Below are 13,109 nucleotides of genomic sequence, written 5' to 3' on the forward strand. Positions count from 1 at the left end.
GATATGGAAATCAGGAAATGAAGATTATCGTGACTGTGAAGCGCGTGGTAGATCACACCGTAAATGTCCGGGTGAAGTCGGACGGTTCGGGTGTCGACACCGCGAACGTAAAGATGTCGATGAATCCCTTCGACGAGATCGCAGTGGAGGAAGCGGTTCGGCTCAAGGAGGCGGGCGTGGCCACGGAGGTGATCGCAGTTTCCGCGGGTGTGGCGCAGGCGCAGGAGACGTTGCGCACGGCCCTGGCGATCGGAGCGGATCGCGGCATCCTGATCGAGTCGAATGAGGCGTTGCAGCCACTGGCCGTGGCAAAGCTGTTGAAGGCCATCTTAGACCGGGAGCAGCCGCAACTCATCATTCTGGGCAAGCAGGCCATCGATGACGACTCGAATCAGACCGGCCAAATGCTCGCAGCCCTTGGAGATATGCCGCAGGCGACGTTTGCGTCGAAGGTCGTCATCGCTGACGGCAGCGCGGTTGTGACGCGTGAAGTGGACGGCGGTGCGCAGACATTGTCGGTCAAGCTTCCCGCTGTGATCACTACCGACCTGCGCTTGAACGAGCCGCGCTATGCGACGCTGCCGAGCATCATGAAAGCCAAGAAGAAGCCGATCGAGACGATCAAGCCCGAGGATCTCGGTGTTGACGTCACGCCACGGCTGGCAACGCTCAAGGTCGTGGAGCCTGCGAGGCGCGGCGCCGGTGTCAGGATGCCGGATGTGGCGTCGTTGCTGGAGCGGCTGAAGGCTGAGGCGAACGTACTCTGACAAACGGGCAAGAGAGGAAAGACATGACGATTCTGGTAATTGCAGAGCACGACAATGCGACCGTCAAAGCCGCGACGCTGGGGACAGTGGCAGCGGCGAAGGCGATCAAGTCATTCGCGCAGCAGAGCGTGCACGTTCTGGTTGCGGGCCATCATGCGCATAACGCCGCGCAGGCTGCGGCGAAGTTCGCAGGGGTGAGTAAGGTGCTGCTGGCCGATGCGCCGCAGCTGGAAGCGGGCCTGGCCGAGAATATCGAGGCGACGGTGTTGAGCATCGCGAGGAATTACTCGCACATACTGGTGCCGGCTACTGCATCGGGCAAGAATATCGCGCCTCGCATTGCTGCAAAACTCGACGTGGCACAGATTAGCGATATCACGGCAGTGTGCAGCGCAGACACGTTCGAGCGACCGATTTACGCAGGTAATGCGATTGCAACGGTGCAATCGCGCGATTCGATCAAGGTCATCACGGTAAGAGCGACGAGCTTCGACGCGGACGCATCTGAGGGCAGCAGCGCACCGATCGAAAGCATCGATGCGGCGCCCGACGCGGGGTTATCGAAATTCGTGAGCCGTGATGTGACTAAGCTGGACCGCCCTGAACTGACCAGCGCGGGTACCATCGTGTCGGGCGGTCGCGGACTGGGTAGCGCGGAGAACTACAAACGCCTGCTGGAGCCCTTGGCCGACAGGCTGGGGGCAGCGTTGGGCGCCTCGCGCGCAGCGGTTGATGCGGGTTACGTGCCGAATGACTACCAAGTGGGGCAGACGGGCAAGATCGTGGCGCCGCAGTTGTACTTTGCCATCGGCATCTCGGGGGCGATCCAGCATCTGGCGGGCATGAAGGATTCAAAAGTGATCGTGGCGATCAACAAGGACCCCGAAGCCGCGATCTTCAGCGTTGCGGATTACGGTCTCGTGGGCGATCTTTTTGAGATCGTGCCGGAACTGGTCCAACGTTTGCAGTAGCGGTGATAGTCGATATTTCGGCTGGCTTGCTACGACGACGCGCCGGACGTGCGGGCGTGTCCTGAGGGCGGCAGCGAATTCCAGTTTCGACTGCCGCGACTCGGCGCGGCCGCCTGACGCCGGCCTTCGCGGCTTAGGCCGGCGCGTAAATCGCACGCCCAAGGAGCAATCCGTACATCGTCACCGCGTCGAAACGCTGTAATGACCCAGTGAAAACCTGCACAGGTCAAATGGCTAATGCGAATACCTCAGCGAAACAGCCAGCCGGCGACAGCCTTGGTGTAGCGCGGCATGACCACGTAGACCATCAGCAACACGATCACCGCGGTACCGGCCATCCGGGCGACGATCGACTCGCCGGGGAACGGCCACAAGGCGAATACCGGCCCGAGTATCCAAGGCACCAGGACCGACAAGGGAAAGATCGCAGTCCACGTCACCAGCCACTGCTTCCAGGGCGTGGCAGGCTTGTGCGCAGGCGGCTCGAACCAGAATTCAAGTCCCGTACGGATCTGGTAGCGGTCGCCCTTCGGCAAAAAGGGCTGCATACGCTTCAGGAAATCGCGGCGCTCGGCAGACTCCATCCAGCGCGTGAGGTTTTCGAAACCGTCGAAACGAATGATCACCACATAGGTGTGCTGCTTGCCGAGCGGCCGGATCACATCGGTGGAAAGATAGCCCTCGAATCGCTCGCAAACCTTTCGGATGTCGGCTAGCCATTGCTCGTAGCGATGCGTCGCTTCGGGAATGATTTCGTGGGTAATGATGCTCGTGACGACGTCGTTGGGTTCGCGGGGCATGATGGGCAACGCGCAGGGCGTGATGTGGAGAACGCGATCATCAGATCACATTCCGGCGCGCTCACCAATAGCACAAAGGTGTGCCGCGCGTTCGCGTTACCGAGCGCCGCGCCAATTGGGTCGACGATCGACCACTGGGCTTCGTCAGGTAGCGCAAACACCGACAGCGGCTCCTGCATGAGGTGGCGCGTGTGCGATAGACGTGCGCATCGTGGGCCGTGAATGGCTGATTGACGCTCAATCGGGGGAAGGCGCATTCTAGGGAATCGTCCGAGGCGCGCAGCCCGGGCGGTTAATACCAAGTGACGATGGCGGCGCCGGCGCAGTGCCATTAGTCTTCTTTGTGATCGGCCGTCAGGCGTTGCAGCGCAACACCAGACGCCCTCCAGCACCGTCGACGCCCATGCGGCGCATATGGCCGGCGAGCGGCACCGACACACTTGGTGCGGCCGCCGCTGTGGTGGCCCTCGGTGCAAATGCAGTCCACGCTGGTTTCAACGCGAAGTCGACCTTGCTATTCCGCCATTCCTTCCTCGGAGCGCAGACGATGAATACGATCACAACCCAAGACGGCACGCAAATCTTCTACAAAGACTGGGGTAGCGGCAAACCCGTGGTCTTCTCGCACGGCTGGCCGCTCAATGCCGACGCCTGGGACGCGCAGATGCTTTTCCTGGTGCAGCACGGCTGTCGTGTCATCGCGCACGACCGTCGGGGACATGGGCGTTCCACGCAGTCGGCGCATGGCAACAATATGGATACCTATGCAGACGACTTGGCATCGCTGCTTGACTCGCTCGACATTCAGGGCGCCACGCTGGTTGGTCACTCGACCGGCGGTGGCGAGGTCGCGCACTACATCGGTCGCCACGGCACCCGGCGCGTCGCGCGCGCGGTATTGATCGGCGCGGTGCCGCCGATCATGGCCAAATCCGCAGCCTATCCGAACGGCTTGCCGCTTGAGGTGTTCGACAACATCCGCAAGAGCGTGGCAGACAATCGCTCGCAGTTCTACAAGGACCTGGCCGTACCGTTCTTCGGGTTTAACCGTCCGGATGCCAAGGTTTCGCAAGGCACCGTCGACGCGTTCTGGGCGCAGGGCATGACCGGCGGCATTCTGGGCCAGTATCTGTGCGTCAAGGAATTCTCGGAAGTCGACTACACGGAAGATCTGAAGAAAATGACGATCCCGACGCTGATTCTGCACGGCGACGACGACCAGATCGTCCCGATCGGCAATGCCGCCGAGCTGTCGGTCAAGATCGCCCCCAACGCCAGGCTCAAGGTGTACAAGGGGGCTTCCCACGGCATGTGCGTGATCAACGCCGATAAGGTCAACGCCGACCTGCTGGCCTTCATCAACCAGTGAGCTTGCTGGGCGTTTTGAGCAGCGTGTGTTAACCGAGGTGTTTTATGGCTCCCCTCCCGTCGTCGCCGGATGTTTCATCTGCGGTAGTTCGCAAGGCGTGCTCGCCACCAAGCTGGATTTACCGGCTCGCGCTATTGCTATTGTGTAGCGCTTACCTGCAGGGCGGCATCGACAAGGCGATGGATTTCCCTGGCGCCATCGCCGAGATGCGGCACTTCGGGTTGTCGCCGGCCGCGCCGATGGCACTGGCCGTTATCGTGCTTGAAATCGGCGCGTCACTGTTGATCCTGACGGGCCGGTGGCGGTGGTTGGGGGCGTTGGCGTTGGCCGGTTTTACGCTGGCTGCGTCGTGTCTCGCGAACCGGTTCTGGGCCGCGCCTCCCGAGGCGCGGGTGATGCTTGCCAACGGCTTTTTCGAGCATCTCGGACTGGTGGGGGGATTCGTCGCCGTCGCTTGGTATGACCTGAGCGCAAACGTTTGCCGAGGATCGTGATGACACGCTCTCGCTCGTCTCATTTGACGTGAGGCGTCTCGTCGGGGGAGGTAGGTATGGCAATCCCGGCATGCGCTCCCCCAATGCCGCCGACTTTCTGCTGCTCGCCCAAGGCTAGCGGCGTATCCCAATGCGCGGGTGCAGACACACGCGCGCCTGAGAGCCCCACCCAGCGCGCCCCATCAACGGCATTCATTGTGCCGCCTGCCGCAGCGGTTTCGTTGTCCGTCTGACCCAAATCCGGTCAAGCCCCCAGACCGCGAGCATCGTGGCGCCCATCAGCGGAAACACGACGCCCAACGCGACCAGGGACACAATCCAACCGCGCATGGGAACGCGCATCGGCATTCGCGCGGGTACGCCCAGCGAACGAGACGGGCGGCGTATCCACCACATCGCGGCGCCTGTAGCCGCCATGGCGAAGAGCCCCATCGAAATCAACGCGCATAGCCATTGATTGGCAGCACCGAAGTATCGGCCCATGTGCAGCGATGTGCCATACGAGATCGCCTGCGCCACGCCGCCGTAGGCGTCGTAATCGATGTCGCGCAGTACCTTGCCGCTGTACTGGTCGATGTGCAGGGTGCGTTCGTCGCGCGGATCAGGTGGGAAGTAAGAAACGGTGTAGACGCCATCGGCGCGCGACGGAACGACCAGGCTGTATCCTGTGCTCACGCCCTTTCTCTCCGCGATTTGCATCACGCGGTCGATGGGCAGCGCACCCTGAGCGTCGAGTTGCGCGATCGTCAGCCCCTGCTTGCCGCCACCGCCACCGTGCGCGGCATGCTCGTTGGCCGCGCTTGCGTCGTCTGCTTGCGACGAGGCGCCCATGCCTTGCATTCCGATCATCTCCGGATCGCCGTGATTGCCCTGATTGCCATGCATGGCGCTCATCTCGTGCGCTGGCACCTTCGAATTGGGCACCGTCGTGTCGCCCACAGCCCAGGGCACCTGTGCGATCGGCAAATCATCCATCTTTGTCGGCATGCGCGAGCGTACCGGCGCTTCGCCCCATGCGCCGGCAGGATAGCCCATGCCCGCTTGCGTCGCGATGGCCTTGAACTGCTTGCCCCACGAGCCCGACCAAGGCAATCCGGTGAGCACGAAGGCCAGTCCGCCCGCCGCGAGCCAAAGGCCCGCGACGCCATGCAGATTGCGCAGCAAAGGCCGGCCACGCAACTGAAGTCGCGGTTTGAGCGCACCCGCCCATGTCGCGCTGCCGCGCGGCCACCACAGCGCTACGCCGGTCACAAGCATGACCAGTGTCCAGCACCCGGCCAGCTCCATGAGCAGCTCCCCCGGTTTGCCGAGCATCATCGCGCGATGCAACAGGCGAACCTGCTTCATCAGCCGATGCTCCACGCTTAGCGTGCCCAGCACCTCGCCAGAATACGGGTTGACGTACACACTCTCTCGCTCACCGCCTGGCAGTCGGAAAACGAATTCCGCGCTTCGCGCCGGATCGCGATTCACCTCGACCGAACTGATCGTGGCGCCCCGCGGCAGCGATGCCGCAGCACGTTCCATGAGCGTTTGCTCGGTCAGGCGGGGCGCCTGCGACGCGGCAACGACCATCCGGTCGTGATACAGCCACGGTTCAATCTGCGGTTGAAATACGTAGATCGTTCCCGTAACGGCCAGCACCATGAGCCACGGCATGACGAACAGACCCGCGTAGAAATGCCATCGCCAAAGTGTGCGATAGCGGCCGGCGGCCGGGTTCGGCTGCACGTCGCGCGTCGACGTGAAAGGAATTTCCATGATTCGTGATCTCCTTGGCCAGCGGCGTCAGATGGCGAACTTGCCTTCGATGAAGAAGGTGCGGCCAGCGTAGGGGTGATAGACGAAGTAGCGCGTGTCGAACAGGTTGTCCACGCCGATGCCGATCTGCGTGCGTGCGGTCGGCTTGTACGTGAACTTCGCATCGAAGACGGTATAGGTGCTCGTGCCGCCGTATGTGTTCGGATTGTTGTCGGTGTTGGTCAGTGTGTTGTACTGACGGCCCGAGTATCGAATTGCGCCGGTCACTGCCGTCTTCGCGTCGAAACGGTAGGTCGCCACCAGGTTCGCGCGCCACAGCGGAATACGGTAGAAATACTTGCCGACAGAAGCCGGATTAGTCGTATTCGCCATGATCTTCGACTGCGTGTACGTCACGCCTGCCGCGATATCGAGTCCCTGGAAGACCACGTCCTGACCGTCGAAAGCCGTATCGATACCGCGCGAGCGAACCTTGTCGATGTTCTGGAAGTTCGTGACGTTGGGGAACACGGTCGTGTTTGTCTGACTGAAGATCGTATTCTTCACGTCGTCCTGGAACAGCGAAACGCGCACCTTGCCCGCGTCCAGTTGCCACTCGGCGCTCAACTCCTTCGCGAGGTCGTCTTCGGGGCGCAGTCCCGGGTTGTTGTTGACGATGTTCGTGCCGGTGATTGAGCCCTGGAAAAGTTCCGAGACTGTCGGGAAGCGATAGGCGCGTGCGATCGAAGCCCGCAGCGTCAGATCCTGCGTGGCAGCGAACGCCAGCGAAAGCTTGGGCGAGAAGTGAGCGTCGGACGATCCTGCATACGGCACGGTCACGCCACCCAGCGTACGAGCGCCCGAATAGGCACGCCAATCTTCATAACGCAGGCCGGTCGTGAGTTTCCAACGCGGCAGGAATTGCCACGTGTCCTGCGCGTAAAGCGCCTGCGTGAGCGTGTTGCCGCCGAACGCGTTGGCTAACGACGTGCCGTTGCCATTCACCCATGCGGCGGTGTTGAACGTCTGGTTATCGAGGAAGTACGTGTCGAAGTGGTAACCGAATGCCAGCCAGTGCGCGCCGGCGCCCGTTTGCGCGGGTGTGTAGGTACTGCGCAGATCGACGGACTTCCATCCGGTACCGTCGCCATACGTTACCGTACCGGGCCCGTTCCCGGGAACCCCAGAGCTCGCGGTACGTGCCTCGCTTTGAGAGATGTCGAAGTACGACGCGATGGCTTCCCAATTCCATCCGGTCTTGTTGCGCGTCTTGAGAGACAGGCCGTAAAGCAGGTTCTCGCTCACGCCCTGACTTGGCGCAAACGCCGATGCGGGAATGACGTATTGGTAGCCGTTGATGTTGACCGTACCCGAGTACACGGGGTTGCCGTTCGCATCGCGCAGGAAGGTGCTTGTCTGGCTGTTGTAGTTCTGGTGCCAGTAACCGAAGCTAAAACCGCCTTGCAGCCTCGGTGTGAAATCGTAGGTGGCCTTGAGCTTGAGCTGGTCTTGCGTCACGCGTTCGATGCCTTCTCCGTTTACCCCCATCACAACACCCGGCGCGCCATTTTGGTCGCGATAGGCGTACGCGCCGCTCACGACCTTGGCGCTTGCCGTGGCAGGCGTGGTCGATTGCGACGCCGTGTAAAACTGGAGCGGTTGTCCCGTGTTCTCCATGTGGTCGACGCCCACCAGCAGCGACAGATTGCCGAACTTGTCGCCAACGCTCGCACTCACGTTGCTGCCGTTGAAGCTTCGGTTCACACCGAACAGGTTGAAGTGCTGCGTGAACCCTTGGATCTTTGCGTCTGTGACGAATTTGTCGGGCATGCGGGTGCTGACGAGAACTGTCGCGCCGATCGAGTTGCCGGGATACAACGCCGAAAACGGGCCGTAGATCACATCGACCTGATCGATTTCCTCGGGGAACACCATCGACCAGCGCGGCGCGAACGTCCATGTATTGCCCAGGAAGTTGCTGAGCAGCAAACCATCCGCATAGACGAGGCCGCGCGCGGTCTGCGAATTGCTCGTGCCACGCACGGCGATCGTCGAATTCAGATCGCCGATGAAGCGGCGGCGCACGGCCATACCGGGGACGTAACGCAGCGCATCTTCGGTCGTCTCGACATTCTGATATTGCAGTTGGTCTGCGGTTACCGTCGCGCTTGACGACGGCAGATTGGGATCGAGTACGCGCTTGGGCAAGCGCTCTGAGGACGCCGTCACGGACGTCGGTGCGAGTTCGACCGCAGAAGCGGTCGGGGTTTGATCGTTGTTATCGGCGGCGTGGGCGATGACCGGCAACACGGCGGCCAGCGCGAGCGCCAGCGGCGTCTTGCGCGCAAAGGGGGAGAACATGAGATTTTCCTGACTGCGATGAGCGAATGACTACCGGCAGGCCATTGCATTGCAACGGCTTGCCGGGCACGAAAAAGCGTCAATCAGGAAAGGTGCGGCGGGGCCCGGGCGGGCGGAATGTAGGCAGGCGGACGACGTTGCGGCGAGACGGTCGACGTCGGACCGGCCCGGGCGATCCAGACAAACGACACCGCACTGGCGTACGGCGGCATGACCAGTGGCGGATGGTTCGCGAGCAACGAGCAATAGCCGCACGCGTCACCGTGCCCGCCATGATCGGCGGCCGGTGCGTGACGCATGTCCGCGTGCGAATCGTCGTGCGCGATGGTTGGCACGACCGACTGCGTCAATCCGTCTGCGGTACAGAAGGTCGCGTCGATCGGCGAAACGCTCGCGCGGTGCGCGGCCAGCCACTGGCTCACGATCGGCACGCAAAGCGCCAGGCACATGGCGGTCAAGCCAAGCCATGCGCTGAAACGTTTGCGTGAGCGAGTGAGCATCGTTGTGAAAGGCCGATTTTCGGTCCGCCGGGATGGCCGAATCTGGAATTTGCCCGGATCGTATCACGAATGCGTCGCATTCGCTAAGCGGCGTGGGTATCCAACATGAAGTGCGTTGGATTTTGCGCAGGCGGGTTACGCCAAGTAGAGATCGGGAGCGGGGGAGGGCGTCGAACGCCCGGTCGCGAAAAGCGAGGCGGGCGCGGCACGCTATCGGCAAGCGGTTCGAGCCTAGATCCCGAGGACGTTGGCGCCAATGCAGGGATCGATGGCGCGTTCGAGGCGCTTCTGATGCACGTTCAGTGTGATTTCCATCGAGCCGGTTCCAACCTCGAGATCCAGCAAATGCCCGCCGTAGGCACTGAAAGTGCTATCGCCTGCAATGCCGTGAATGTGGATCGATGGCTTACCTTCCTTCCACGCGACCGACCCGACGATGCTTGCCATCTCCACGTTGCGAAACGTCTTGGAATCGAAGTCCTTCTTGGCAGCGTTCCAGGACCCGAACGTGGCGTGTCCGAAGCCGATGGCTGCGACGCTGGCCGCCGGAATGTTCTCCGCGATGGCGAACTTCGTCAACTGCTCGAACACATTGTCGCCCATGCGCAGAACCATGAAATAGCCGGTCGGGGTCTTGATGTACCTGCGCTGCACGTCGGGACCGCCGGCCGTGATGACCTCCGCCTCGCATTCGGCAGGCGATTTGGCTTGTGCTAGCGCCCCCGTCGGCATGATCGACGTGGCGATGGCGCCAACTGAGAGGAAGGCCACGTTCTTGAAGAAGTGCCGGCGCAGATGGGTCTCGTCCATGGTGTGTCTCCGTTTGATGTTGTGGCCGACTGGCAAATCGGCTGGCTCGGAGTGTAGTCAACGCATGTCGGCCTGAATACTGAGAGTTGAGACTGGCGTTATAACCGACGCTCATGTTTCAGGCACGCCGCCCCCGATTATGTCAGTGCGGCTGCGGCCACGTCTGATGTCGGGTTCAGGAGCTTCTCGATCAGCAGCTTTGCGCCTGGTGAGGCAGGTGCGCCCTTGCGCGTCACCAATTCATAGGGTTCGCTTCGTGACGACAAGGTCAGGGGAAGAATGCGGGTGATGCCGTGTCGAGAGAAGAATTGTGCAACGTCAATGGAGACGAGTGCGACGAAAGATGGGTTGCCTTGTAGCAGTGAAAGTGTGGCGAACGCTGACGTGGTCTCCAGAAGATTCGACGGGAATCGGATTTCAGATTCCCGGAACTCGCGCTCAAGCAGCATTCGCATTGGCATATTGGCGCGGTACACGACCCATCGGTAATCAGCGAGCTCCCTGAGCGTGATTCGCTCTGGCGTGTGAAGCGGATGATTCACATTGGCGATGACGGCCAACGTTTCCTCTTGCAGCTTGACGCTGTCATATAGCGATGGGGTCTGACTGATCGTCGTTCTACATACAGCGAGATCAAGTCGCCCTGTATCGATCAGGTTCAGCAGCGCTGCGCTCGTGTCCTCCACGATCTCGACCGACATCTCCGAGTGCTGCGCAATCAATGCCGATACCGCGTCCGTAACCCGTGGAACCGCTCCCATGATGACGCCGACCGATACCCGTCCACCGTGCCCGCGCATGATGCCGACGATTTCCTCGCGCAGATGGGCAAGGTCGGTATGGATCAATCGCGCGTAACGAATCACGCAATGCCCGATTTCATTGGGCTCGAGCCCTCGATTGGTGCGATTGAAGAGCGCCGTGCCAAACGTCGTTTCGATTTCCTGCAGTGCCTTGCTTGCCCCGGGCTGTGTAAGCGAGACCTGCTTGGCGGCGCTCTGTAACGAGCCATGGTCCGCCAGCGCAATGAGCAGACGCAGCTGTTTCAGGTGCAGCCGAGAGATGATCGAGTTGAGCGGTGGAGCCATTCTTGAATGAGGAAAAGTTATATCAGTATCAAATCCTCTCAGTTTCGGAGGAAAGGAGTGATGCCTATACTGCCTCATGAAAACCCGGTTAGCAAAGGATTTGCCGTAACGTAAACCCGAGCAGATTCCTGGGTCAGGTGATTGTGAAACATGTCTAATATAACTTCAGGGCAAGTCAATGTCGCTCATTAACTACGTCACCCAGATTCAGTTCGACTTCGGTGCCATTCGTTTGCTGCGGAGTGAGTGCGAGCGGGTCGGCGTGCGCCGGCCGATGATCGTGACCGACAAGGGCATTCGCGTTGCTGGCATCATCGATCAGGTACTTGGGGCCCTGGCAAGCGATGACGAAGTGCCTATGTACGATGGCACCCCCCCCAATCCGAACGAACGTGCCGTGCGAGAGGCGGTGGCAGTGTTTGTCGAGAACGATTGCGACGGTGTCATTGCCGTAGGAGGGGGATCGTCGATCGATTTGGCGAAAGGGGTAGCCGTCTGTGCCACACATGACGGTCCGTTGCAAAGTTTTGCCGTGATCGAGGGAGGGGCGACGCGGATCACGTCGGCGACTGCTCCCGTCATCGCGATTCCGACCACCGCCGGTACCGGTAGTGAAGTTGGCCGGGGCGCGATCCTCATTCTCGACGACGGCAGAAAGGTCGGCGTCATCTCGCCTTTCGTTGTGCCGCGCGCTGCCATCTGTGACCCGAATTTGACGATGGGACTTCCTGCCGCGTTGACCGCAGCCACCGGTATGGACGCCATCGCTCATTGCGTGGAAACGTTCATGTCGCCAGCATTCAATCCGGCCGCCGATGGCATCGCGCTCGACGGACTGTGGCGTGCATGGCGGCATATCGAGCGCGCCACATCACACCCGGACGACAAAATCGCACGTATGAACATGATGAGCGCCTCGATGGAGGGCGCGCTTGCCTTTCAGAAGGGGCTGGGGTGCGTGCACAGTCTGAGCCATTCGCTGGGTGGCATCAACCCGCGATTGCACCATGGCACGTTGAACGCGATTTTCCTGCCGGCTGTGATCGACTTCAATCGCAGTGCGCCAACCGTTGAGCAAGAGGGAAAGCTGGATCGGCTCGCGCAGGCGATGGGGCTGGGCGACACGTCAAGTGTCGGTACATCGATCCGTGAGATGACGCGCCGGCTCGGTTTGCCAACGACGCTCTCCGATATTGGCGTCACGCGCGACATGTTCGCCGCGATCGTGCAGGGCGCCTTGAAAGACCACAGCCACAAGACGAATCCGCGCGTCGCGTCGGAGCGCGATTATGAGCATCTCCTGGAAGCTTCGTTCTAGCACATACGCGGGAATTTCGGGCCGCGGGGTGTGAAACGGCGAATTGCACGTCGTCGTCGCACCTGTACCGCAATACGTTTGTAACTCGTAGAGGAAAGCATGGGTGACAAAGTAAGCGTCGAGCGAGACGGTGATATCGCGATCGTCTCGCTCGACAATCCGGGGCGACTCAATGCGCTCACGTTGTCGATGTGGCGCGAACTGGGCGCGGCCATGAACGCGCTCTCGGACGAAGTCAGCGTTCGCTGTGTGGTTTTGCGTGGCGCGGGAACTCAGGCATTCGCCGCGGGTGCCGACATCAACGAATTTTCGACCTGTCGCGCGAATCGGGAACAGGCGCAAGCCTACGCCGAGGTCACAACCTCGGCGATGACGGCGATCGAGCAATGTCGGCACCCGGTCGTGGCGATGGTTTATGGCGTATGCGTAGGGGGCGGGCTCGAAATTGCGTCGCTTTGCGACATTCGCATTTGTGGCGAGTCAAGCCGGTTCGGCGCGCCGGTCGGGCGGCTTGGCCTGACGATGTCCTATGGCGAACTCGCTGCACTGATCAGACTGGTTGGTCGCTCGGTGGCGATGGAAATTGTGCTCGAAGGGCGCATTTTCGACGCGCCCGCGTCGCTTGCCAACGGCATCGTCTCGCGCGTGGTGCCCGACAGCGAGGTGGAACGTGAAGCCATATCGACCGCTCGCCGTATCGCGCATGGTGCACCGCTCGTTGCCCGTTGGCACAAGCATGCGGCCAATCGGCTCACGCGTTCGCCCGAGTTGTCGCGTGTCGAGATCGAATCCGCGCTCGACTGCTTCGATACCGAGGACTTTCGCATCGGCGCTGAGGCATTCAGCGCCAAACAGAAACCAATCTTCAAGGGAAAGTGAAATGGGTCCGCT

The 13,109-nt window shown here is 61.1% G+C and carries 12 protein-coding genes; 6 read left to right on the forward strand and 6 right to left on the reverse strand.

Translation table 11 applies throughout. The features are described 5' to 3' along the window. The first annotated feature begins 17 nt into the window (after positions 1-17). Both PEP31012_RS14285 and PEP31012_RS14290 read left to right on the forward strand, forming a co-directional pair. A complete protein-coding gene (locus PEP31012_RS14285; RefSeq protein WP_150589993.1) occupies positions 18-767 on the forward strand; it encodes an electron transfer flavoprotein subunit beta/FixA family protein in 750 nt (249 codons plus the stop codon). Between the two features lie 23 nt (positions 768-790). Next, positions 791-1,738: an electron transfer flavoprotein subunit alpha/FixB family protein gene (locus tag PEP31012_RS14290; RefSeq protein ID WP_150589994.1), complete on the forward strand. Its 948-nt coding sequence runs from the start codon at positions 791-793 to the stop codon at positions 1,736-1,738. Positions 1,739-1,986: 248 nt separating this feature from the next. On the opposite strand, the gene PEP31012_RS14295 is transcribed toward PEP31012_RS14290, so the two are convergent. Continuing rightward, positions 1,987-2,538 carry an antibiotic biosynthesis monooxygenase gene (locus PEP31012_RS14295; RefSeq protein WP_150589995.1) on the reverse strand — a complete coding sequence of 184 codons (552 nt, stop codon included), beginning with the start codon at positions 2,536-2,538 and terminating at the stop codon, positions 1,987-1,989. A 547-nt stretch (positions 2,539-3,085) separates the two neighbouring features. On the opposite strand from PEP31012_RS14295, the gene PEP31012_RS14300 reads away from it, so the two are divergent. Together PEP31012_RS14300 and PEP31012_RS14305 are read left to right on the forward strand one after the other, a co-directional pair. Then, the gene (locus PEP31012_RS14300; RefSeq protein ID WP_150589996.1) at positions 3,086-3,907 is read left to right on the forward strand and encodes an alpha/beta fold hydrolase; all 822 of its coding nucleotides are present in this window, start codon (positions 3,086-3,088) and stop codon (positions 3,905-3,907) included. 44 nt (positions 3,908-3,951) lie between these two features. Beyond that, positions 3,952-4,401, forward strand: coding sequence for a DoxX family protein (locus tag PEP31012_RS14305; RefSeq protein ID WP_174978244.1), 450 nt, complete (start codon positions 3,952-3,954; stop codon positions 4,399-4,401). Positions 4,402-4,593: 192 nt separating this feature from the next. Here the strand turns inward: PEP31012_RS14305 and PEP31012_RS14310 are convergent, their stop codons facing one another. The 5 genes from PEP31012_RS14310 to PEP31012_RS14330 all read right to left on the reverse strand — a co-directional run bounded on the left by PEP31012_RS14310 (position 4,594) and on the right by PEP31012_RS14330 (position 10,900). Next, positions 4,594-6,162 (reverse strand): PepSY-associated TM helix domain-containing protein, encoded by a 1,569-nt coding sequence (locus PEP31012_RS14310; RefSeq protein ID WP_150589997.1) that lies wholly within the window; start codon positions 6,160-6,162, stop codon positions 4,594-4,596. Positions 6,163-6,189: 27 nt separating this feature from the next. Then, entirely contained in the window at positions 6,190-8,502 is a 2,313-nt protein-coding gene (locus PEP31012_RS14315) for a TonB-dependent receptor (RefSeq protein WP_150589998.1), read from the reverse strand. Between the two features lie 83 nt (positions 8,503-8,585). Continuing rightward, positions 8,586-9,002, reverse strand: a complete 417-nt coding sequence (locus PEP31012_RS14320) for a DUF2946 domain-containing protein (RefSeq protein WP_150589999.1) — start codon at positions 9,000-9,002, stop codon at positions 8,586-8,588. Between the two features lie 231 nt (positions 9,003-9,233). Next, a complete protein-coding gene (locus PEP31012_RS14325) occupies positions 9,234-9,812 on the reverse strand; it encodes a PPC domain-containing DNA-binding protein (protein ID WP_017235417.1) in 579 nt (192 codons plus the stop codon). Positions 9,813-9,949: 137 nt separating this feature from the next. After that, positions 9,950-10,900 (reverse strand): LysR family transcriptional regulator, encoded by a 951-nt coding sequence (locus tag PEP31012_RS14330; RefSeq protein WP_150590000.1) that lies wholly within the window; start codon positions 10,898-10,900, stop codon positions 9,950-9,952. Between the two features lie 178 nt (positions 10,901-11,078). On the opposite strand from PEP31012_RS14330, the gene PEP31012_RS14335 reads away from it, so the two are divergent. Together PEP31012_RS14335 and PEP31012_RS14340 are read left to right on the forward strand one after the other, a co-directional pair. Further along, on the forward strand, positions 11,079-12,218 hold the full coding sequence (locus PEP31012_RS14335) for an iron-containing alcohol dehydrogenase (protein ID WP_150590001.1): 1,140 nt from the start codon (positions 11,079-11,081) through the stop codon (positions 12,216-12,218). Between the two features lie 99 nt (positions 12,219-12,317). Further along, a complete protein-coding gene (locus tag PEP31012_RS14340) occupies positions 12,318-13,097 on the forward strand; it encodes an enoyl-CoA hydratase/isomerase family protein (RefSeq protein WP_150590002.1) in 780 nt (259 codons plus the stop codon). Positions 13,098-13,109 lie beyond the last annotated feature (12 nt).

The sequence above is a fragment of the Pandoraea eparura genome, from assembly GCF_902459725.1.
In the GTDB taxonomy this organism is placed as follows: Bacteria; Pseudomonadota; Gammaproteobacteria; order Burkholderiales; family Burkholderiaceae; genus Pandoraea; species Pandoraea eparura.